18 protein-coding genes and 1 tRNA gene are annotated in these 20966 nt (G+C 63.3%); 16 read left to right on the top strand and 3 right to left on the bottom strand.

What is annotated here, in order from left to right; genetic code table 11:
• Positions 1–94: 94 nt before the first annotated feature.
• Positions 95–1150: an RluA family pseudouridine synthase gene (locus JT360_RS01165; RefSeq protein WP_214469653.1), complete on the bottom strand. Its 1056-nt coding sequence runs from the start codon at positions 1148–1150 to the stop codon at positions 95–97.
• A 26-nt stretch (positions 1151–1176) separates the two neighbouring features.
• On the opposite strand from JT360_RS01165, the gene JT360_RS01160 reads away from it, so the two are divergent.
• From JT360_RS01160 to tolA, 7 genes are all read left to right on the top strand, one after another.
• Positions 1177–1560: a fimbrial protein gene (locus JT360_RS01160; protein ID WP_214469652.1), complete on the top strand. Its 384-nt coding sequence runs from the start codon at positions 1177–1179 to the stop codon at positions 1558–1560.
• Positions 1557–1964 (top strand): VOC family protein, encoded by a 408-nt coding sequence (locus tag JT360_RS01155; RefSeq protein WP_214469651.1) that lies wholly within the window; start codon positions 1557–1559, stop codon positions 1962–1964. Before JT360_RS01160 ends, JT360_RS01155 begins: the two co-directional genes overlap by 4 nt.
• Before the next feature lie 226 nt (positions 1965–2190).
• Positions 2191–2265: transfer RNA gene (locus tag JT360_RS01150), tRNA-Glu, on the top strand.
• A gap of 308 nt (positions 2266–2573) precedes the next feature.
• Complete coding sequence (locus tag JT360_RS01145) at positions 2574–2852, top strand: hypothetical protein (protein ID WP_214469650.1); 279 nt, start codon at positions 2574–2576, stop codon at positions 2850–2852.
• Between the two features lie 747 nt (positions 2853–3599).
• Positions 3600–4181, top strand: a complete 582-nt coding sequence (locus JT360_RS01140; RefSeq protein WP_214469649.1) for a VOC family protein — start codon at positions 3600–3602, stop codon at positions 4179–4181.
• Between the two features lie 28 nt (positions 4182–4209).
• Positions 4210–5079, top strand: coding sequence for a glutathione S-transferase family protein (locus tag JT360_RS01135; protein WP_214469648.1), 870 nt, complete (start codon positions 4210–4212; stop codon positions 5077–5079).
• Positions 5080–5380: 301 nt separating this feature from the next.
• Positions 5381–5749, top strand: coding sequence for a cell envelope integrity protein TolA (tolA, locus tag JT360_RS01130; RefSeq protein ID WP_250888552.1), 369 nt, complete (start codon positions 5381–5383; stop codon positions 5747–5749).
• Between the two features lie 146 nt (positions 5750–5895).
• On the opposite strand, the gene JT360_RS01125 is transcribed toward tolA, so the two are convergent.
• Entirely contained in the window at positions 5896–6111 is a 216-nt protein-coding gene (locus JT360_RS01125; protein ID WP_214469751.1) for a hypothetical protein, read from the bottom strand.
• A 616-nt stretch (positions 6112–6727) separates the two neighbouring features.
• Between JT360_RS01125 and JT360_RS01120 the strand changes: the two genes are divergently transcribed.
• The 7 genes from JT360_RS01120 to phoB all read left to right on the top strand — a co-directional run bounded on the left by JT360_RS01120 (position 6728) and on the right by phoB (position 16618).
• Positions 6728–10888, top strand: coding sequence for a PAS domain-containing protein (locus tag JT360_RS01120; protein WP_214469646.1), 4161 nt, complete (start codon positions 6728–6730; stop codon positions 10886–10888).
• Between the two features lie 531 nt (positions 10889–11419).
• Positions 11420–12475, top strand: coding sequence for a phosphate ABC transporter substrate-binding protein PstS (gene pstS / locus JT360_RS01115; protein ID WP_214469645.1), 1056 nt, complete (start codon positions 11420–11422; stop codon positions 12473–12475).
• A gap of 65 nt (positions 12476–12540) precedes the next feature.
• Entirely contained in the window at positions 12541–13524 is a 984-nt protein-coding gene (pstC, locus tag JT360_RS01110; protein ID WP_214469644.1) for a phosphate ABC transporter permease subunit PstC, read from the top strand.
• Positions 13525–13527: 3 nt separating this feature from the next.
• The gene (gene pstA / locus JT360_RS01105; RefSeq protein WP_214469643.1) at positions 13528–14379 is read left to right on the top strand and encodes a phosphate ABC transporter permease PstA; all 852 of its coding nucleotides are present in this window, start codon (positions 13528–13530) and stop codon (positions 14377–14379) included.
• Positions 14376–15179 (top strand): phosphate ABC transporter ATP-binding protein PstB, encoded by an 804-nt coding sequence (gene pstB / locus JT360_RS01100; protein ID WP_214469642.1) that lies wholly within the window; start codon positions 14376–14378, stop codon positions 15177–15179. Before pstA ends, pstB begins: the two co-directional genes overlap by 4 nt.
• Before the next feature lie 25 nt (positions 15180–15204).
• Positions 15205–15912: a phosphate signaling complex protein PhoU gene (phoU, locus tag JT360_RS01095; protein ID WP_214469641.1), complete on the top strand. Its 708-nt coding sequence runs from the start codon at positions 15205–15207 to the stop codon at positions 15910–15912.
• A 16-nt stretch (positions 15913–15928) separates the two neighbouring features.
• Entirely contained in the window at positions 15929–16618 is a 690-nt protein-coding gene (gene phoB, locus JT360_RS01090) for a phosphate regulon transcriptional regulator PhoB (RefSeq protein ID WP_010911896.1), read from the top strand.
• Positions 16619–16920: 302 nt separating this feature from the next.
• Here the strand turns inward: phoB and JT360_RS01085 are convergent, their stop codons facing one another.
• Complete coding sequence (locus JT360_RS01085; RefSeq protein ID WP_214469640.1) at positions 16921–18168, bottom strand: ROK family protein; 1248 nt, start codon at positions 18166–18168, stop codon at positions 16921–16923.
• A gap of 267 nt (positions 18169–18435) precedes the next feature.
• On the opposite strand from JT360_RS01085, the gene xylF reads away from it, so the two are divergent.
• Together xylF and JT360_RS01075 are read left to right on the top strand one after the other, a co-directional pair.
• Positions 18436–19476 (top strand): D-xylose ABC transporter substrate-binding protein, encoded by a 1041-nt coding sequence (xylF, locus tag JT360_RS01080; RefSeq protein WP_214469639.1) that lies wholly within the window; start codon positions 18436–18438, stop codon positions 19474–19476.
• Between the two features lie 143 nt (positions 19477–19619).
• A complete protein-coding gene (locus JT360_RS01075; RefSeq protein WP_214469638.1) occupies positions 19620–20951 on the top strand; it encodes a sugar ABC transporter permease in 1332 nt (443 codons plus the stop codon).
• Positions 20952–20966: the final 15 nt, after the last annotated feature.

Below are 20966 nucleotides of genomic sequence, written 5' to 3'. Positions count from 1 at the left end.
AGGCATTTGTTCAACACGAAACAGTGTGTCACGCTAAAGTGAACAATACCAGTCAGGTTTTTTGATGGCTAGCTCGAGGCTAGATGCTGGCAGTTCAGAGCTTGCGAAAACCGTCGACAAGTTCCTCCATGTCCCCCGGTAACGGCGCCTCGAACCTCAGGGATAAATGGGTATCCGGGTGACGAAATGCAAGGAGCCAGGCATGCAAGGCCTGGCGGGAAAATGCCTTGACCTGACTTTTCAGCGGTTCGGGCAACCGGTTGGCCTTGGTGCGGAAGGCCTGGCCATAATCGGGGTCGCCGATGACGGGATGGCCGATATGGGCCATGTGGACGCGGATCTGGTGGGTGCGGCCGGTCTCCAGGCGGCATTCGACCAGGCTTGCGGTGGCGAATTCCCGCTGTCCCGCGCCGAAGCGCTCCTGCACGGCGAAGTGGGTGACGGCGTGACGGGCGTCGTCGCGGCCCTCCGGCACCACGGCGCGGCGCACCCGGTCGGCGGCGCGGCCAAGCGGCGCATCGACCGTTCCGGTCGGCCTCTGCGGTATGCCCCAGACCAAAGCCAGGTAGGCGCGTTCGAGATCGCCGCTCCGGCCATGGTCGGCGAAGGCTTCGGACAGCGCCTTGTGGGCGCGGTCTGTCTTGGCCACCACCATGACGCCGCTGGTCTCCTTGTCGAGGCGGTGCACGATGCCCGGCCGGCGCACCCCGCCAATGCCTGACAGGCTGTCGCCGCAATGATGGATCAGCGCGTTGACCAGCGTGCCGGTCCAGTTGCCGGCGCCGGGATGCACGACAAGGCCTGCCGGCTTGTTGATGACGATCAGCGCGTCGTCCTCATAGAGCACATCGAGCGCGATGTTCTCGCCCTGCGGTTCGGCCGGCGCCGGCTCCGGCATGGCGACCGATACACGTTCGCCAGCGGCCATCTTGCGCTTGGTCTCGTCGACCGGCTTGCCGTCGATCGTGACCGCGCCTTGCCTGATCAGCATCTGCACACGGCTGCGCGACATATCCGGGCCAAGGCTGGCCGCCAGCCATTGGTCGAGGCGCTGGCCGGCCGCATCCGCGCCCGCCACCAGCACAGTCGGTGCTGCCTCTATCAATTGATCCCCTATCAATTGGGGGGCCTCTTCGCTATGAGCGCTCATCGAGAATCCGTTCTGGAATATCTGTCATGGCCCGGCCCGCTGCCGAAGAAGATCAGGAAAAGCCGCTCGACCCCCAGGTCGAAAAGATGCGTGGCAAGCTCGTCCGCTTCATGGCCATCAATCTTGGCCTGCTTTTGCTGGCCCTTATGGTGGTGATCGCGGCGATTGTCTACAAAGCCCGCAAGGCGCCGCCGGCAAACCCGCCGCTGGCTGGCGATATCCAGGTGCCCGCCGGCGAGCCGCTCAGCGGCGACATCGTGCTGCCGGTCGGCGCCAAGGTGGTCAGCCAGTCGCTGTCCGGCAATCGCATCTCGATCGACGCCGAACTGACCGACGGCAGCCGTACGATCTTCGTCTATGATATCGCCGAGCGCCGCCTGATCGGCCGCTTTGCAATTCGCAACAAATGAGCGGATTTGCCGAACACCGCCGGGTCGCGACCGTGGCGCTGGTCGTCGCCAATTATGACGAGGCGATTGCCTGGTATGTCGAGCGGCTGGGTTTTCAGCTCCTCGAGGATGTCGATCTCGGCGGCGGCAAGCGCTGGGTTACAGTCGCGCCGGCCGACGGGCAGGGCGCCAGGCTGCTGCTGGCCGAGGCGTCCGACGAGGCGCAACGGAAAAGCATCGGCAACCAGACCGGCGGCCGCGTCTTCCTGTTCCTCGAAACCGACGACTTTGCGCGCGACCATGCGGCGATGCTGGAAAAGGGTGTCGAATTCCGCGAGGCGCCGCGTTTCGAACCCTATGGCACAGTGGCGGTTTTCGCCGATCTCCATGGCAATCTCTGGGATCTGATCGAGCCGAAACGCTAGAGCATGATGCCGAAAAGTGTGAAGCGGTTTTCTCGGACAAACGGGCACCGTTTGTCCAGGCATCATGCTCTATCTCTTTGATCTAGAGGCGGATTCAGATTTCAGGCCGATTCGACCTGAAGTCATCCGGCTCTAGCGGCGGGGTCGCGTTTTCCTCGATGCGGTAAAGCCGCCGAACCCCAGTTGCTTTTTCCTGGCCGTCAGCCTATATCGCCGGTTCTTGAGCGCGCCCATCGTCTAGCGGTCAGGACACCGCCCTCTCACGGCGGGAACAGGGGTTCGATTCCCCTTGGGCGTACCAAGGATTTCAAGCGATATAGCTGCAGGCGTACCGAAACCGTCAAATAGCGGTCAAATGCGCTGCATGTGGATGCCGACTCGCGGACGATGCTTCAGTTGGTGCGGTTTGCTGTCGAGGTCGGCCTCCGCCCGGTTGGCGAGACGAAACTCCAGTGAAGATAATCCTCGCCATTCCTCACGTCCGGGTAGCCAATCAATTCCGAATCTTGCCGGTTCGGCGCTGGAACCGAGTTGATCACATGACGTTTCTCCTAAAGGTCAGGTTGAATGACCTGACGGAGGAGAATGACCTAACGGAGGAATAGTCAGATGAACATCAAGATGCTCACAGCGGGCGCGATGGCGCTTGCGATGATGACTGGTTCAGCACTCGCCGGCAGCACTTCCGCACTCGACGATCCGGCAAAGATGTCACCATTCTTCACCGATGCCGGCATGAAAACCTTGAGAACGGAAGCGGATTTCAAGACCGCATGGATGGCCATGAAACCCGATGAAAAGAAGGCCGTGTTGAAAGACTGCGGCGATACCACGCTCAACAAGTCGCACGCAGAATTTTGCGCGATGGCGAAGAAGATGGGTGGCTGAAACCAGCCCCGTCCGACCAACGCCCGACTATTGAAGGCACGTTTGCCTTAGACCGTGAGCCCGCTGCTACACCGTAGCGGGCCATTTTTGCACCCGGTCTGATCACGGAGGGGCAGGCAAACAGCAACGGAAGTTTCGCAGTCTTCTCAACCGCCCGATCCTTCTCCTCGACGGAGATGTCGAGGGGCTCCGCATTCCCGAATCCCCCCAATTTAAGTCAGGCCGCGACGCTTGAAAGCGCAACGATCTCTGGTACTTGGCGTGCGGGGGTAGCGTCTGCGGCTAGCGGACTTGGGTCGGATAGAGTTGGAATGTCCTCAGTCAAGACGATTTGCTCGCGCTGCCATGGCGGCGGCAAGGTTTTCGATTGCTCCAGATGGAGTGTGTCGAAAGGGTATTGCTGCCCGCAAGGGACACATCAGACGAGCTGCCCGGGCAAGACCCTCACCTGCGCCGAGTGTGGCGGCCTGGGAATGCTGGCGGAAGCCGAGCTCAGGGCCGTCGCTTAGTCGCGGCTTCGCCACGAACCGACGGGGCGACTTTCACGCCGGCCTTTCCTTGAAAAGGTTCTGTAACCCTAAAGGCCGAGAGCGGTTTCGCCGGCGTACAACAATAGAGTTCGCCGCTTCTGGCGCGGTGGGACTGATTGCATTAGCATCACATGATGGATCCTGAGGCACGGCGGCGCACACAACGCCGGATGCCGGGCAGATCCGCACGGGCAGCTGATGCCCCGGGAGAGGGCCAATGCAAAAACTGCAATCGCAGGGCGTCCACCATATCACGCTGGTCGGCGCCGGGCGTCAGACTTCGATCGATTTCTGGGAAGGCGTGCTCGGCATGCCGTTCATCTTCGAGCAGCCCAACCTCGACAAGGCCAGCGAAAGTCATCTCTATTTCGATCCGGGCGACGGCCGGCTGATCACCGTCTTCACCGATGAGAGCCGCACGCCGCAGAAGCGGCGCACGCCGACCGATCCGGGCTGCGTCCATCACATCGCGTTCGCGGTGTCGCGCGTCACCTTCCTGCAGGCCGTCGTCCGGCTCGACGAGCGCGGCATCAAGCATAGTGGCGTGAAGGATCGCGGCTTCATGGATTCGATCTACTTCGAGGATCCGCTCGGCCTGCTGATCGAGCTCGCCTCCTACCGCTTCGAGCCGCCGGCGGGCTTCACCCATGCCGACGTCTTGATGGAGGCGCACAGGCTGCGTGTCGGGCGCGGCGACTACAACATCGCGGAAGTGCATCTCGCCGATGCGATCCAGGCGCTCGTCGAGCGTTCCCGCGCAACCTTGTCGGACGAACGGGCGCCGAAGAACCCATACTGACCGCCAGAAAAAACAAAGGGAGGACCAAATGGCAAAGACAGTGACGAAGAGTGCGAAGAAGCCTGCCGCCAAGGCAGCGGCCAAACCGACAGGGAAAGCAGCGAAGCCTGCGGGCAAGGCAGCGCCAAAGGCTGCAGTGAAAGCGGCGGCAAAGCCAGCCGCAAAGACGTCCGCACCGCAGGCCAAGGCGAAATCAGCGAAGAAACCGGCACTGACGCTCAGCATGCTGAAGCCGAGCGTCAACAATATGAGCGTGCGGGTGTTCGCGCGCGCAGCCGGGCTCGACCATGCCGAGACCGACGCCTGGGGACACACGCGCTCACCCGAATACATGGCGCGAAACCCGGCGCATCTGACGCCGATGATCGAGGACAAGGGCCTGCCGCGCGGCGTTCTGTGGGAAAGCTGCGCCATCATGCAGTATCTGGCCAACAAGCACGGGCTGGAGAAGTTCTATCCGAAGGCACCGGCCAAGCGCGCGATGGTCGACAGCGCCATGTTCTATCTGATGGCCACGCTCTATCCCTATGTTGCGCGTGCCACCTATCCGGCGCTGGGTTTCCCGCAATATGCCGGCGAGGTCGGCCACAGCGACGCCCATCCCGACAAGAAATCCGAAGCGCAGAAGGCGGCGATGGACGCCATCGCCGAGCCGCTGGAGGTGTTTCACAGCTTCTTCCGGGATGGCAAGCCGTTCATCGGCGGCAGGCACCCGTCGATTGCCGACATCCGGCTGGCGGCGACGCTCGAGTTCCTGGCGGTTATCGACTACACGCTGCCCAAATGGGCGAAGGAGTACATGGCGGCCATCGAGAAGAAGCTCGGCAAGGCCTATGCCGAGCCGGCGGGCGATGTGCGGGGCTATATCGCCCATGTGAAGTCGCAGGCGAAGGCCTGAGCTTAAGGATTCGTTAACCAAAGCCCTGTCTACTGCCGGGAATTCACCGCGCGACCACGGATGTACTGGCGCCCAGTCGGTGGAAAGGAAAGGTCGGCTCCGTGCCGGCCTTTTTGCTTTTTGAGGCGGTAGTGCCGGGACATCGCGGCACAAAAGTCAGGCAACGCCGAAGCATCAACTTTTTGCGTCGAGATATTGTCATTGCCGACCTCGGCTCTACCATCCCTTACAGCGGCCCGGCTATGAATGCCGGCCGGCAGTGAAATGAGGGATTGCGATGAAGTGCGTGGCGGCAAGGCCGATGATCGCCGTTGGGATGCTGGTCGGGACCCTTCTCCCGTCACAGGCCGCGACGCTCAACACAATGGACGATGTCGGGACCGCGATCCAGGCGTGCTGGACCCCACCGGCGGATGCCGGGAATTCGACCGTAACCCTGAGCTTCAGCTTCAAGCGCGACGGCACCCTGATCGGCACGCCGCGGCCGACCGCCGTCAAGGTGGCCGGTGATGACAAGGCGCGGCGGGCCTTCATCGACGCGGCCACCGCGGCCGTCAAGAATTGCACACCCCTGACTTTCTCGCCGACGCTGGCACAGGGGATCGGCGGCAAGGTCTTCACGTTGCAATTGGTTTCCCCGAAGCAGTTGCAATCGGTCTCCCCGAAGTAATAGCTGTTCCCGCCGACCTTCAGCGAGAAGCAGCTGCAACCGGGTGACCATTCATGAAGTCAATGGGGCAGGGAAAGCTCGCGAAAAGCAGACGTCCGGCAGGCTTTATACCTGCGCCTGGCCGGTCCCCTCCGGGATCAACGGGCTCAATGGCGCAGGCGCCGTGCCTCGGCATGCCGGGCCAGATCCGGTGTCTCGAAGACATAGTCGCTCCAGGCCGATTCCGGAATTTGCCCGGCCAGATAGCACTCCAGCAACAGGTTCTGCTCGGGATTGAGCGGTCGTGGCGCACGCTCATGATCCAGCCCAAGAGAATGAAAAAGATTCCTTGTCAGTTCCGATACCGTGAAGTGGATCGACATCCGCGCTCTCCTTTGCGCTTCAACGCCGCAGTCAGGCAAAGGTTTCAGGCTCAGGCGCCGGTAAACGCCCTTCAGCAATGTCTTCAGTCGCAGACCATGCGAACCCGTTGGCCTGGTGCGCTTACATTCCGGCATGCCAATTGTTTTTCCGGCTCCGAGGACGGGGGAGACGGCGGTGAAAGCCTCGTCTGGTCCCGTCTCTGCACGGCAGGCTTCGCAACCCTGCGCTCGGAAAACCGTGCGGGCGGTGGCGATACCGGAAGCGCATCATTTTCGACCTGCGGTGCGTAGTCGACATTGGGCGGCGGCCGGTCCCAGAAGCGCCTGGCGTCGAGCGGCCGCGGGATGATGACCGTGCCGTCATAGCTGCGCGAACAACCGCTGCCGAAAAGCAGCGCCACGCCCAGCAAGAAAGGCCCTATTCGTCCAGACATAAGCAACACCCCTGCAAGGCTTATAACGCGGCCTTGGTCCGCCCGACAACCGGACCGAATAACGCAGGAGCAGCGGGTCGGTTGCGCCGTTAAGGTTAGCGGATCGTTAATGCTTCTCGGGCACAGTCCGCCGACGAACCGCGGAGGGAGGGTTCGGCCTTGGTTTTCGGGGTGGGGACGGCATGGCGGAAATGGATGAAGCAATCGGCGCGCGCGGCAAGCGCGGGCCCGGCAAACTGGCAGTGCATGACGACGACACGTCATCATGCGCTGCCGACAGGGATTGTGCGGACGCGCTTCGCCAACTGGTCGAGGCCGGCTCGGACTGGATCTGGGAGACCGACGCCGAGCTGCGCTTTTCCTGGCTTTCGCAAAACTATCAGGCGGCCACCGGGATCGATCCGGCTGATGTGCTTGGCCGGTTCCGTTTCGATTTCCTCAACCAGGTCCTGAAGGGCAACCGCAGCGCATCGGCGCATCTGGAGGATCTGCAGGCGCGCCGGCCGTTCCGCGACTTCGTCTACGAGCTCAAGGGCGGCGGCGCCGATTGCCGCTGGGTGTTGACCTCAGGCTTCCCACGCTTTGACAGCGACGGAAAGTTTTCCGGCTATCGCGGCATAGGCCGCAATGTCACCGCGCTGGCCAGCGCCTTCGAAGACCTGGAATCCAGGCAGGAACCGCCGGCCGGCGGCGAGACCGCCGGGCATCTTGCCGATCTCGAGCGGACGATGGACGCCATGCGCATGGGCGTCGTGCTTCTCGACGCTAAGCTCGACACGCTGATCGTCAACAAGGCCTATCGCGACATCTCGAAGATGTCGGAAAGCGATGTGGCGGTCGGCGCACCCTTCAGCCTGCTGATGGAGATCAACCGGCGCAACGGCATTTATGGCGATATCGCCCAGCCGGAATGGGAGCGCTATCTCACCAGCCGGCTGGATGAGATCCGCGCCGGCAGCGTCGCGCCACGCCAGTTTCGCCATGCCGACGGCAAGACGATGCTGTTCTCCGTCACCGCCCTGTCGGGCGGCAAGCGTCTGCTGACCTACTACGACGTCACCGAACTGAAGCTGCGCGACGCCGAACTCGCCGACGCGCTGGAAAAGGCGCGGCTGGCGGAAGCGGTGATCAACGGCGTCAAGGATCCGATCTTCGTCAAGGACGATCGGCTGCGCTTCGTCTTCGTCAACGAGGCATTCGCGGCGCTGTTCGGCCAGACGCCACAGGCCATGCTTGGCAGGCCTGGCGGCGATTTCCTTGGACCGGCCGATATCGCGCTGTTCGAACAGAGCGAACGCGGCGTGCTGTCGACCGGACAGATGTACGAGGTCGAGGAGAATTTCGAGGACGAAGGCGTCGTTCGCTCACGCATCGTGCGGAAAAACCGCGTCCGCATGCCAAGCGGCCGCGACTATGTCGCCGGTTTTCTCTTCGACATCTCCGACATGAAGCGGCGCGAGACCGAGGCGCAGGATGCGCGCAAGCATCTGTCCAGTGTGCTGGAATCGCTGCCGGCAGGCGTCATCATCTACGACCGCGACGACAAGTTCGTCTTCGCCAACCGCAAGCTGCAGGACACGCTGCCGGCACTGAAGCCCTTCTGGCAGCCTGGCCGCACTTTCCGCCAGGCGCTGGAGTTCGGCCATTCGGTCGGCTATTTCCGCTCGAGCGGCGATACCGGGATCGACAGCCTGTACGCGGTCGATTCCGAACGCTGGCTCGACGGCATGCTGGCGCGCTACCGTCTGCCACATTCTTCCTACGAGCGCCTCAACGCGGACGGACGCTGGTACCAGGTCTATGACATGCGTACCGACGACGGCACGTTCATCGGCGTGCGCGTCGACATCACCGACATCAAGAGCCGCGAAGCGGCCTTGCGCGACTCGATGCGCCAGATCGATCTCTTCCGGCATGTCATGGACGAGTTGCCGGTGGCCGCCTTCATCAAGGCGCAGGATCTGAGCATCGAATTCGTCAACAAGGCCTGGTGCGCGATTACCGGCCTCGCCAAGGAAGACGTCATCGGCCGGACCGATCGCCAGTTGTTTGGTGCTGAGGACGCGGAAGGCTACAGCCATGACGACAGCGATGTCGTGGCGACAGGCACGGTGCGCGAGGTCGAGGAGCCGGTCACCCATCGCGACGGCACGGTGCGGCAACTGATGACGCGCAAGAGCCGCCTGGTGGCGCTGGATGGCTCGGTGCATCTGGTCGGCTCCAGCACCGACATCACCGACGTCAAGGCGCGCGAGCGGGCTCTGGAACAGAGCATGCGCGAGAACGAGGTGTTCCGCAGCCTGATCGACAATGTGCCGGTGTCGATCTACGCCAAGCGCTCCGACCTCCGGCAGTTCTATGTCAACAAGGGCTGGTGCGATCTCACCGGCTTCAGCAAGCAGGAGGCGATCGGCAAGACCGATGTCGAGATCTTCGGGCCGGATGGCGAGGCTTTGGTGGCTGGCGATCTCGCCGTGCTGCGCACCGGCGAGACCCAGGAAATCGAGGAGACGGTGCGGCTTGCCGACGGCAGTGTCAGGCACCAGTTCGCGCGCAAGGGCGCGATGATCGCCTCGGATGGTTCGCTCTATCTGATCGGGTCGACCACCGACATCACGGAACTGAAGATGCGCGAGGCGGAGCTCAGCGAGGCGCGCCAGCGCGCCGTGCTCGCCGACCGCGCCAAGTCGGAGTTCCTCGCCAATATGAGCCATGAGATCCGCACGCCGATGAACGGCGTGCTCGGCATGGCCGAACTCCTGGCCAAATCCAATCTCGATCCGAAGCAGAAGACGTTCACCGACATCATCGTCAAATCGGGCAACGCGCTGTTGACCATCATCAACGACATACTGGATTTCTCCAAGATCGATGCCGGCCAGATGGTGCTCGATCCGGCGCCCTTCAATCTTGCCGAGGCGATCGAGGATGTGGCGACGCTGGTGTCGACCCGCGCCAAGGAGAAGGACCTCGAGCTCATCGTGCGCATCGAGCCGAGGCTCGAGAGCCTGTTCATCGGCGATGTCGGCCGTATCAGGCAGATCGTCACCAACCTGATCGGCAATGCGGTCAAATTCACCGATGAGGGCCATGTGCTGGTCGACGTGACCGGCGAGAGGGTCCCGACCGGAACCAGGCTGACAATCTCGGTCACCGACACCGGCATAGGCATTCCCGAGGAAAAGCTGAAACTGGTGTTCGAAAAATTCAGCCAGGTCGACACCTCGTCGACAAGACGGCACGAGGGCACCGGGCTTGGCCTTGCCATCACCTCACGACTGGTCGAACTGATGGGCGGCACCATCGGCGTCGAGAGCGCCGAGGGCAAGGGCTCGACCTTCTGGTTCACCGTGACGCTGCCCAGGGCCGGACAGCAGAACGGGCAGCGCATCATGCCGGTGGACGTGACGGGCGCACGCGTGCTGATCGTCGACGACAATGCCGTCAACCGAGCGATCCTGACCGAGCAGATGACCTCGTGGACATTCGATTCCTGCGCGGCCGAAAGCGGCGCCGAGGGCCTCAAGGTGCTGATCGCCGCCGCCGCCTATGGCGTGCCGGTGGATTGCGTCGTGCTCGACTACCAGATGCCGGAGATGAGCGGCGCTGAAATGGCGGGCATCGTGCGCAACACCGAAGGCCTCGCCGACACGCCGATCATCATGCTGACCTCGGTCGACCAATCGCTTGCCAACACCAGCTACCGCGAGCTCGGCATCGACGCCCAGCTGATCAAGCCGGCGCGCTCCTCGGTGCTCCTGGAGACATTGGTCGCGACCATCCAGCGGCATCGCCACGCCACGGACGGCCACACCGCCCTGCCGCCGGCAACCGAGGGGATCGACACTGCTCAGCGGCCGCCGCTGGCGCCGTCCGAACAACGCGCGCAATTGCAGCCGCCGCCGGTTCGTCCCCGGCTGCCCGCCACCGGCGAGGGCGGACACAGGCTGGATATCCTCGTCGCCGAGGACAATGAGGTGAACCAGATGGTCTTCACCCAGATCCTCGGCGAGACCGGCTATGGTTTCGAGATCGTCGGCAATGGCCGCAAGGCGCTCGACGCCTTCGGCAGGCTCAATCCGTGCATGATCCTGATGGACGTCTCGATGCCGGAGATGAGCGGGCTCGAGGCAACCGCGGCGATCCGCCTGCTGGAGCAGGAAACCGGCAGCCATGTGCCGATCGTCGGTGTCACCGCGCATGCGCTCAAGGGCGATCGCGAACGGTGCCTGGAGGCGGGCATGGACGACTATCTGCCCAAGCCGATCAGCCCAAGGGCGCTGCTGGAGAAAGTCGAGCGCTGGGTCGGTGCCGGCCGCCAGGTCCAGCGCAACGCGGGATAGACCGCGTCGCCCGGTGCCAGGGGCCTGAAGAGGCAAGCCGAGAGAATCAATCCGGATTTGCCGCTACCCCTGCGTGCAATGCCTATGGTGCGATCGCACCATATCAAAGGCGGCGCTAAGCCGGGACAATAGCAATCATCGAATTCCGCTCTTCCAGTTACGGGCGGGAGCAGCGACCGCCAGCACTGAACAGCGTCAACCTACCCCAACGGACCTGTTTTTGGCGATGGCCCGGCCACGACACGCTCTGGCCTCGAGCAACGCACTCCCGCCCGGATTTTTTTCACCAAAGCCAGCGGTCTCGAATCCGGCGGCGACTGCACGTTGCAAGCTGCTCAACCCGCTGATTCGGAGGGCAAACCCGAGCCATGGCCCTGATACCGGTCGCTGTCGCCTTTCGAGGCGCCGGTGACGCGTTACCGGGGTGACATGAAACTGTCATGCGACTGTTATAATCGAAGGCTATTGGCCTCAGCGGGCGCTGGAAAGAAATGGCGCCGAGAGACCATCTTCCGAACAGGAGCAGGCCACATGAGACATTTCATCCGCTCGGCGGCCGTTGCGATTGCAATGGCTACAGCGTCTACCTTCACCCTTTCCGCGGCAATGGCAGCTGACCTTTCCGGCGCCGGCTCGACCTTCATCTATCCGGTGTTCGCCAAGTGGGCCGACACCTACAAGAAGGATACCGGCATCGGCCTCAACTACCAGTCGATCGGTTCGGGCGGCGGTATCAAGCAGGTCATCGCCAAGACCGTGACCTTCGGCGCCACCGACAAGCCGATGTCCGACGCCGATCTGGAAAAGAACGGCCTCGTGCAGTTCCCGATGGTGATGGGCGGCATCGTGCCGATCGTCAACCTTTCCGGCGTCAAGCCGGGCGAACTCATCCTCGACGGCAAGACGCTCGCCCAGATCTATCTCGGCGCCATCACCACCTGGGACGATGCCGCGATCAAGGCGCTGAACCCGACCCTCACCCTGCCGTCGACGGCGATCGCCGTCGTGCATCGCTCGGACGGCTCGGGCACCACTTTCAACTTCACCAACTATCTGGTGAAGCTCTCGCCCGACTGGAAGGACAAGGTCGGTTCGGACACCGCCGTCGAATGGCCGACCGGCGTCGGCGCCAAGGGCAGCGAAGGCGTTGCCAACACCGTCAAGCAGACGGACGGCGGCATCGGCTATGTCGAATACGCCTATGCCAAGCAGAACAACCTGTCCTACTCCAAGATGCTGAATGCAGCCGGCAAGGTCGTCGAGCCGTCGCTCGAATCCTTCGGCGCCGCCGCTTCGAATGCCGACTTCAAGGGCGCGAAGAACTTCAACGTCATCATCACCAACGAGCCCGGCGACGCCACCTGGCCGATCGCGGCTTCGACCTGGGTCCTGATCCACAAGGCTCCCGATGATGCCGCCGCCACTGGCGAGGCACTGAAGTTCTTTGCCTGGGCTTACAAGGACGGCAAGGAAACCGCCAAGGCGCTCGACTACGTCTCGATCCCCGACAGCGTCGTCGACCTGATCAAGGCTTCGTGGAAGGCTGACATCAAGGCCGACGGCAAGCCCGTCTTCGCCGGCGAGTAATACCTTCTGAGGGAGCGCCGCGACCGCGGCGCTCCCTTCCCTCAACTCAAAGAGCCGAGCTTGACATGAGCGCTGTCCAGGAAGCCTTGCCAGCCGTCAGAGGGTCGCGCGACGCCACCGTCCGACGGTTCGCGCTGACCGACGCGATCTTCCACGCAGTGACCCGCGCTGCCGCGATATTGGTGCTGGTCCTGCTCGGCGGCGTTGCGATCTCGCTGTTTGCCGGTTCCTGGCAAGCCCTGTCGACCTTCGGCTTCTCCTTCGTGACCAGCGAAAGCTGGAACCCGGTGACGGAGAAATTCGGCGCGCTGGCGCCGATCTACGGCACCATCATCACCTCGGCAATCGCCATCCTGATCGCCGTGCCGCTCGGCATCGGCATTGCCATCTTTCTCACCGAACTGTGCCCGCGCCCGCTGCGGCGCCCGATCGGCATGGCGGTGGAACTGCTGGCCGGCATTCCTTCGATCATCTACGGCATCTGGGGCCTGTTCGTGCTGGCGCCGTTCCTGCAGACGACCGTGCAGCCGTTCATTATCAGTGTTTTCCATGGCATTCCCGGTCTCAACAGCCTGTTTGCCGGTCCGCCCTACGGTATCGGCCTGCTGACCTCGGCGATGATCCTTGCCATCATGGTGCTGCCCTTCATCACCTCGATCACCAAGGACGTCTTCGACACAGTGCCGCCTGTGCTGAAGGAATCGGCCTACGGCATCGGCTGCACGACCTGGGAAGTGACCCGCCGCGTCGTCATTCCCTACACCCGCATCGGCATCATGGGCGGCGTCATGCTCGGCCTTGGCCGCGCACTCGGCGAAACCATGGCGGTGACCTTCGTCATCGGCAATGCGCATCGCATCTCGACGTCGTTGTTCGCGCCGGCAACGACGATCTCGGCCACCATCGCCAACGAATTCACCGAAGCGGTCGGCGATCTCTATACATCTTCGCTGGTGGCGCTCGGGCTGATCCTTTTCGTTATCACCTTCCTGATCCTTGCCATCGCACGCTACATGCTGATGCGCATCGACGCCCGCACGGGAGCCTGACCGATGTCGACAGCCGCATCGCTTCACCAGAGCCGCAAGCGCAGGAATGGCGTGATGATGACGCTGTGCGTCGCCGCGGCAGGCATCGGCCTTGTCTGGCTGGCGCTGATCCTCGGCGCGCTGCTCTACAAGGGCCTGTCCGGCGTTTCTCTTTCGGTGTTCACGGAAATGACGCCGCCGCCCGGCGATGCGGGCGGCCTGCTCAACGCCATCTACGGCAGCATCGTGATGACCATCATCGGCATCATCGTCGGCACGCCGATCGGCGTGCTGGCCGGCACCTACATGGCCGAATATGGCCGATTCTCGAAGCTCACGACCGTGGTGCGCTTCATCAACGACATCCTTCTGTCGGCGCCGTCGATCATCATCGGCCTGTTCGTCTACGAGCTGATGGTGCGGCCGATGGGGCATTTCTCGGCGATCGCCGGCGCCGTCGCGCTGGCCATCCTGGTCATCCCGGTCGTCGTGCGCACCACCGAGGACATGCTCAACCTGGTGCCCAATGCCTTGCGCGAGGCCGGCACGGCGATCGGCGCGCCGCGCTGGGTGGTCATCCGTTCGGTCGCGTACCGCGCGGCACTTTCCGGCATCGTCACCGGCATATTGCTGGCCATCGCCCGCATCTCGGGCGAGACGGCGCCGCTGCTCTTCACCGCGCTCAACAACCAGTTCTGGTCGAGCAATCTCAACGCGCCGATGGCCAGCCTGCCTGTCACCATCTTCCAGTTCGCTCTCAGCCCCTATGAGGAATGGCAGCAACTGGCCTGGACCGGCGCACTCATCATCACATTGACGGTTCTCGCGCTCAGCATCTTTGCGCGCAGCCTGACCGGACGCAGAGAGGACAAATGAGCCAGATGTTGTCTCCAGACATGACGATCGCCGGCGAGGCGGCCGCCAAGGCCAAGATCGAGGTCAAGAACCTCAATTTCTACTACGGCCAGTCGAAGGCGCTGAAGGATATCACGCTGTCGTTGCCCGAGCGCAGCGTCACCGCCTTCATCGGCCCCTCGGGCTGCGGGAAGTCGACGCTGCTGCGCGTCTTCAACCGCATCTACGAGCTCTATCCCAAGCAGACGGCCGAGGGCCAGGTGCTGCTCGACGGCCAGAACGTCCTCGACCGCTCGCAGGACCTCAACCTGCTGCGCACCAAGATCGGCATGGTGTTCCAGAAGCCGACGCCGTTCCCGATGTCGATCTATGAGAACATCGCCTTCGGCGTCAGGCTCTACGAGAAGATCAGCAAGGCCGAGATGGACGGCCGTGTCGAGCAGGCGCTGAAACGCGCAGCACTCTGGACCGAAGTCAAGGACAAGCTCAACGCCAGCGGCCTCAGCCTTTCCGGCGGCCAGCAGCAGCGGCTGTGCATCGCCCGCACCGTGGCGGTGAAGCCGGAAGTCATCCTGCTCGACGAACCGGCCTCGGCACTCGACCCGCTGTCGACCGCCAAGATCGAGGAGCTGATCGACGAGCTGCAGGCCGACTACACCATCGTCATCGTCACCCACAACATGCAGCAGGCGGCGCGCGTGTCGAAGCAGACCGCCTTCATGTATCTGGGCGAACTGGTCGAGTTCGACCGGACCGAGAAGATCTTCACTTCGCCCCGCGAGAAGCGCACGCAGGACTACATCACCGGCCGCTTCGGCTGATCGCACGCATACGAGGACCAGGATCATGGCCGAACACACAGTCGCAGCCTTTGACGAAGATCTCGGACAGATCAGCAGGCTGATCAGCGACATGGGCGATCTCGCCGGCTCGATGGTCGGCGGTGCCACCAAGGCGCTGCTGAACTCCGACAATGCTCTCGCCCAGCGCGTCGTCTCCGACGATGCGATCATGGACGCGCGCCAGCGCGAGCTCGACGATCGCGCCATCACGCTGATCGCCAAGCGCCAGCCGATGGCCGACGATCTGCGCCATGTAGTGGGTTCGATCCGCATGGCGGGCGACCTCGAACGTATCGGCGACCTTGCCAAGAACATCGCCAAGCGCGTCGGCACTGTCGGCCTCAGCGCCACGCCGCGCGACCTGTCGCATTCCATCGACGCCATGGCGCAGCTGGTGCTGATCCAGGTCCAGGGCGTCATCGAGGAATATGCGGCGCGCGATGCCGAGGCGCTGGCGAAGCTGCGCGCCGCCGACGAACGCATCGACGTCAAATACACCTCGGTCTTCCGCGAACTCCTGACCTACATGATGGAAGATCCGCGCAACATCACGGCTTGCACGCATCTCCTGTTCTGCGCCAAGAATCTCGAACGTATCGGCGACCATGTGACCAACATCGCCGAAAATGCGTATTACGTGCTGACCGGCACGCAGCTGCCCGCCAATCGTCCGAAGCAGGACGAAACCGCGATGTCGGCACCGGCGGCATAGCAGGGGTGACCAGCCAATGATCGCGCCACGCATAATGGTGGTGGAGGACGAGGAGCCGTTGGGGGTGCTGCTCCGCTACAATCTGGAATCCGAGGGTTACCAGGTCGAGGTGGTGACGCGCGGCGACGAGGCGGAGATCCGCCTGCAGGAGAACGTGCCCGACCTTCTGGTGCTCGACTGGATGGTGCCGGCGGTGTCCGGCATCGAACTCTGTCGCCGGCTAAGGATGCGGCCGGAGACCGAGCGGCTGCCGATCATCATGCTGACGGCGCGTGGCGAGGAGAGCGACCGCGTGCGCGGCCTCTCGACCGGCGCCGACGACTATCTGGTCAAGCCGTTCTCGACGCCGGAATTCATGGCCAGGGTCAAGGCGCTGCTGCGCCGCGCCAAGCCGGAAGTCCTGTCCAGCGTGCTCAAGGTCGGCGACATCGTGCTCGACCGCGAATCGCACCGGGTCTACCGCAAGAAGAGTGAGATCCGGCTCGGGCCGACCGAGTTCCGCCTGCTCGAATTCATGATGCGCCATCCCGGCCGCGTGTTCTCGCGCAGCCAGCTGCTCGACAATGTCTGGGGTGAGACGATCTACATCGACGAGCGCACCGTGGACGTGCATGTCGGCCGCCTGCGCAAGGCGGTTAACAATGGCCGCATGCCGGATGTCATCCGCACCATTCGCGGGGCGGGATACGCGATCAGGGAAGATTAGTTTCTCGACGCGGAGGGTCCGACAGTCGGATTCATGCTTGCGCCAGCAGCCATTGCTTCGTCATCCACGGGCGGAGCAAGGAGCGCTGCTACGCGGCGCAGACCCGAGGATCCATGCCGCGACTTCGGAGCGTTGCCACGGTGCAGAATTCTGCTCAGCTGCATCCCACGGCTAAGGTCGCGGCATGGATCCTTGGGTCTCCGCGACGGAGCTTCGCTCCTGCTTCGCCCAAGGATGACGACCTCTCTGAAGCCGCAGCCAATCTCGAACGTCGGCGATGCCCTCGGCTAGGCGACACCGGCTCAGGCCACGTTCTTGCCGGCGAGGCCCGCTCTCGCCTGCGCGCCCGGCGCGAAAATCTCCTGGTCGACGAAGGTCAGCGCGCGCATGGCGCAGCCTTCGCGGATCAGCGGCAGTTCGTTCGGCTCGGTATCGAAGGAAATCGATTCCGAATGCTGGCCGCCGGCGGTCTGGGCGATGGCCTCACGCAATGCCGGCTCGATCAGGTCGAAGGCGGCGGCGCTGACGCCGACCATGGCGACGGGTGCCGGATCGATGAGCGCGAACAGGCTGCCGAGGCCGTAGCCGAGTGCTTCGCCGGCCTTGCGGTAGGCTTCGCGCTCGGGCCCGCCTCTTTCCCGCGCCGTGGCTGCCAGTGCCCGCATCTGCGCGTCGCTGACATCGGCGGCCGGTTCGGTGTCCTCGCCAAGCTGCCTGGCATTGCGCCAGATGGCATAGTTGCCGGCATAGGCCTCGACGCAGCCGCGCCGTCCGCAGCGGCAGAGTGCGCCGCCGGGACGATGGATCATGTGGCCGAACTCGCCGCCCGAGGAATGGGTGCCGGTGAACAGCTCGCCCTTCAGCACCAGGCCCATGCCGATGCCGTGCGACAAAAGGATGGCGATGAAGTCGTCGCGATAGCGCCCGGGGTCGCGCCAGCGCAGCGCCACCGCCATCATGTTGCAGTCGTTCTCCATCGTGGCGGGGATGCCGAACTCGGCTTCGAGTATGTCGGCGAAGGCGATGTCGGTCTGCGGCGTGATCGGCGACCACAGCATGGCACGCGCCTCGGTGTCGGTGATGCCCTGGACTGCCAGCGCGATGCGGGCGACGCTGCGTACATCGAGGTCGGGATCCTCAAGGCGCCGCCGCACGATTGCCGTGCATTCGCCGATTAGCGCCTCGCGCGACATGGTCAGCGTGTCCAGCCGGCGTTGCTCCTCTGACATCACCTGGCCGGCATAGTCGATGACGGCGACGGACAGGAAATTCAGCGACAGCACCACGGTCATCACCGCCGCGGCCTCCGGGTTGAGGCCGAGACCGACCTGCGGCCTTCCGCGTTTCAGCGAGCCGGCCTCGCTCGGCTTGCTCTCGGTCAGGATGCCTTCACCGATCAGGTCGGAGGAAATCGCCGATATGGTCGAATGGCTGAGGCCGGTCGTCGCAGCGATCTCGGTGCGCGAGGGCCGGCCGGCCCGGCGCACGGCGGCGATCACCATGGCACGGTTGCGCCGGCGTAGATCGTCGTGGCGGATTCCGACCGACATTTTCCCACATCCTCCCGGTCGCCGCGGCCTTTCGTGCCTCCCGAAGCCGTCAGCGAAGCGGCCAAATACTGGCAGAAGCGCCCCACGCTGTCATTATTTATTCCGAAGCTCGAAAAAAAGTCCGCGGCACCTCAAAATCCATCAGAATCGTTGTTGACAGCGTTCCGGCGATGGATCAGTGTTTTTTCGAGGCTCGAAAAAATAGGGCCTTTGTGCCGGCCTTAGGGCCAGTTTGGTCGCGCCATACGCGGCGTAGGGAGGAATATCATGAAGAGATTTACAGCCGCCATCCTGGCGGGTGTCGCCATGTCGCTGACGCTTGTGTCGGTCGCGCAGGCGAAGGACAAGGTCATCGGGGTTTCGTGGTCCAACTTCCAGGAAGAGCGCTGGAAGACCGACGAGGCGGCCATGAAGAAGGCGATCGAGGCCGCCGGCGACAAGTACATTTCCGCCGATGCGCAGTCCAATCCCGGCAAGCAGCTCACCGACGTCGAGAGCCTGATCTCGCAGGGCGCCAATTCGCTGATCATCCTGGCGCAGGATGCCTCGGCTATCGGCCCGGCGGTGCAGAAGGCGCTGGACGAAGGCATTCCGGTCGTCGGCTATGACCGCCTGATCGAGAACAAGGACGTCTTCTATCTGACCTTCGACAACAAGGAAGTCGGCCGCATGCAGGCCCGCGGAGTGTTCAAGGTCAAGCCGGAAGGCAACTACGTCTTCATCAAGGGTTCGGGTGCCGATCCGAATGCCGATTTCCTGTTCGCCGGTTCCATGGAAGTGCTCAAGGCGGCCATCGACAGCGGCAAGATCAAGAATGTCGGCGAGGCCTATACGGACGGCTGGCTGCCTGCCAACGCCCAGAAGAACATGGAGCAGTTCCTGACCGCCAACGACAACAAGGTCGATGCGGTGGTGGCCGCCAATGACGGCACCGCCGGCGGCGTCGTCGCGGCGCTGACGGCGCAAGGTCTTGCCGGCACCGTGCCGGTGTCGGGTCAGGACGGCGACCATGCCGCTCTGAACCGCATCGCGCTCGGCACCCAGACCGTGTCGGTGTGGAAGGACGCACGCGAACTCGGCAAGAACGCCGCCGAGATCGCCTCGCAGCTGGCCAACGGCAAGAAGATGACCGACATCGCCGGTGTGAAGGACTTCACGACGCCTGGCGGCAACACCGTCAAGTCGCTGTTCCTGACACCGGTCGCGATCACCAAGGACAATCTCAACCTCGTCATCGACGCCGGCTGGATCAAGAAGGACGAAGTCTGCGCGGGTGTCGCCGCCGGCAGCGTCGCGGCCTGCAACTGATCTTGACGATTCCAAGCAATGAGGCGCCGCGGCTGTCAGGCCGCGGCGTTTCTTCAAGAAGATTTGTGTTTCCGCCCCGGGCGGGTAACTTCTAGGCTGCATTCCGGCATCCGCGCCAGACGGCAGCCCGGCGGGAGAATTTCATGACCGACACGACCTCTGACACGCCCGCCGCAAATGCGCCCGCAGACGGAGCGCGCTCGTCGGAACTGAGCGCCGTCGGACGCTTCCTCAAGGCAACCGAACTCGATACGCGCATGCTTGGCATGGTCGGTGCGTTGCTGGTCATCTGGGTCGGCATTCACATCCTGTCGGGCGGCCTTTTCCTGACGCCGCGCAATCTTTGGAACCTGTCGGTGCAGACTTCCTCGGTCGCGATCATGGCGACCGGCATGGTGCTGGTCATCGTCATGCGCAACATCGACCTTTCGGTTGGTTCCGTCGAAGGTGTGATCGGCATGATCATGGGCGTGGCACAAGCCGAATTCCTCATTCGCGTCATCGGCTTCCAGCTTGGAAATCCCTGGCTCTGGATCATTGCGCTCGCCGCCGGCGTGGTGCTCGGTCTCGCGATCGGTGCATTCCAGGGCTTCATCATCGCCTACCTCGAAGTTCCGGCCTTCATCGTGACGCTGGGCGGCCTACTGGTCTGGCGCGGCATGGCATGGCTCATCACCAACGGGCGCACGGTCGCGCCGCTCGACGCTACATTCCAGCTGATGGGGGGCGGACCCCGGGGCTCGATCGGCGCCACCGCCAGTTGGATCATAGGCATCGTTGCTTGCGCCGCTGTCGCTTTCGCGCTGCTCAACGGTCGATCGCAGCGCAAACGGTTCAACTTTCCACTGCGTCCCGTCTGGGCGGAAACGTTTCTCGGCGTAGTCGCCTGCGTTGCCATACTTTGCGCGGTGTGGATCGCCAATTCCTATCCGTGGCCAATCGGCATCGTGCGCCAGTACGCACAGCAGAACGGCATCGCCATTCCCGAAAGCGGACTGTTCATCGCCCACGGCATTGCCATACCGGTGCTGATGGCGGTCGCGGTCGGCATCGTCATGACCTTCATCACCAAGCGCACCCGTTTCGGCCGCTACGTCTTTGCCATCGGCGGCAATCCGGAGGCCGCCAATCTCGCCGGCATCAACACGCGCTGGGTGACAATGAAGGTGTTCATGATCATGGGCGTGCTGGCCGCGATCAGCGCGGCGATCTCGTCGGCCCGCCTCAACGCGTCGACCAATGCGCTGGGCACGCTGGACGAGCTTTTGGTGATTGCCGCCGCGGTTATCGGCGGCACCTCGCTTGCCGGCGGCTCCGGAACAGTGCTCGGCGCCATGCTCGGCGCGCTGCTGATGCAGTCGTTGCAATCTGGCATGGTGCTGCTCGGCATCGACTCACCGCTGCAGAGCATCGTCGTCGGCGCCGTGCTCGTCGTCGCGGTCTGGCTCGATACCGTCTACCGCAAGCGGGTCTGAGCATGATCCCGAAAA

This window comes from Mesorhizobium sp. dw_380 (assembly GCF_018588885.1).
Taxonomy (GTDB): domain Bacteria; phylum Pseudomonadota; class Alphaproteobacteria; order Rhizobiales; family Rhizobiaceae; genus Mesorhizobium.
This window is presented reverse-complemented; position numbering and strand designations above follow the sequence as displayed.

What these genes read in the sequence shown, in the direction of transcription:
- JT360_RS01165 (WP_214469653.1), bottom strand. Translation starts at nt 1,150, where the DNA reads ATGAGCGCTCATAGCGAAGAGGCCCCCCAATTGATAGGGGATCAATTG.
- JT360_RS01160 (WP_214469652.1), top strand. Translation starts at nt 1,177, where the DNA reads ATGGCCCGGCCCGCTGCCGAAGAAGATCAGGAAAAGCCGCTCGACCCC.
- JT360_RS01155 (WP_214469651.1), top strand. Translation starts at nt 1,557, where the DNA reads ATGAGCGGATTTGCCGAACACCGCCGGGTCGCGACCGTGGCGCTGGTC.
- JT360_RS01145 (WP_214469650.1), top strand. Translation starts at nt 2,574, where the DNA reads ATGAACATCAAGATGCTCACAGCGGGCGCGATGGCGCTTGCGATGATG.
- JT360_RS01140 (WP_214469649.1), top strand. Translation starts at nt 3,600, where the DNA reads ATGCAAAAACTGCAATCGCAGGGCGTCCACCATATCACGCTGGTCGGC.
- JT360_RS01135 (WP_214469648.1), top strand. Translation starts at nt 4,210, where the DNA reads ATGGCAAAGACAGTGACGAAGAGTGCGAAGAAGCCTGCCGCCAAGGCA.
- tolA (WP_250888552.1), top strand. Translation starts at nt 5,381, where the DNA reads ATGATCGCCGTTGGGATGCTGGTCGGGACCCTTCTCCCGTCACAGGCC.
- JT360_RS01125 (WP_214469751.1), bottom strand. Translation starts at nt 6,111, where the DNA reads ATGTCGATCCACTTCACGGTATCGGAACTGACAAGGAATCTTTTTCAT.
- JT360_RS01120 (WP_214469646.1), top strand. Translation starts at nt 6,728, where the DNA reads ATGGCGGAAATGGATGAAGCAATCGGCGCGCGCGGCAAGCGCGGGCCC.
- pstS (WP_214469645.1), top strand. Translation starts at nt 11,420, where the DNA reads ATGAGACATTTCATCCGCTCGGCGGCCGTTGCGATTGCAATGGCTACA.
- pstC (WP_214469644.1), top strand. Translation starts at nt 12,541, where the DNA reads ATGAGCGCTGTCCAGGAAGCCTTGCCAGCCGTCAGAGGGTCGCGCGAC.
- pstA (WP_214469643.1), top strand. Translation starts at nt 13,528, where the DNA reads ATGTCGACAGCCGCATCGCTTCACCAGAGCCGCAAGCGCAGGAATGGC.
- pstB (WP_214469642.1), top strand. Translation starts at nt 14,376, where the DNA reads ATGAGCCAGATGTTGTCTCCAGACATGACGATCGCCGGCGAGGCGGCC.
- phoU (WP_214469641.1), top strand. Translation starts at nt 15,205, where the DNA reads ATGGCCGAACACACAGTCGCAGCCTTTGACGAAGATCTCGGACAGATC.
- phoB (WP_010911896.1), top strand. Translation starts at nt 15,929, where the DNA reads ATGATCGCGCCACGCATAATGGTGGTGGAGGACGAGGAGCCGTTGGGG.
- JT360_RS01085 (WP_214469640.1), bottom strand. Translation starts at nt 18,168, where the DNA reads ATGTCGGTCGGAATCCGCCACGACGATCTACGCCGGCGCAACCGTGCC.
- xylF (WP_214469639.1), top strand. Translation starts at nt 18,436, where the DNA reads ATGAAGAGATTTACAGCCGCCATCCTGGCGGGTGTCGCCATGTCGCTG.
- JT360_RS01075 (WP_214469638.1), top strand. Translation starts at nt 19,620, where the DNA reads ATGACCGACACGACCTCTGACACGCCCGCCGCAAATGCGCCCGCAGAC.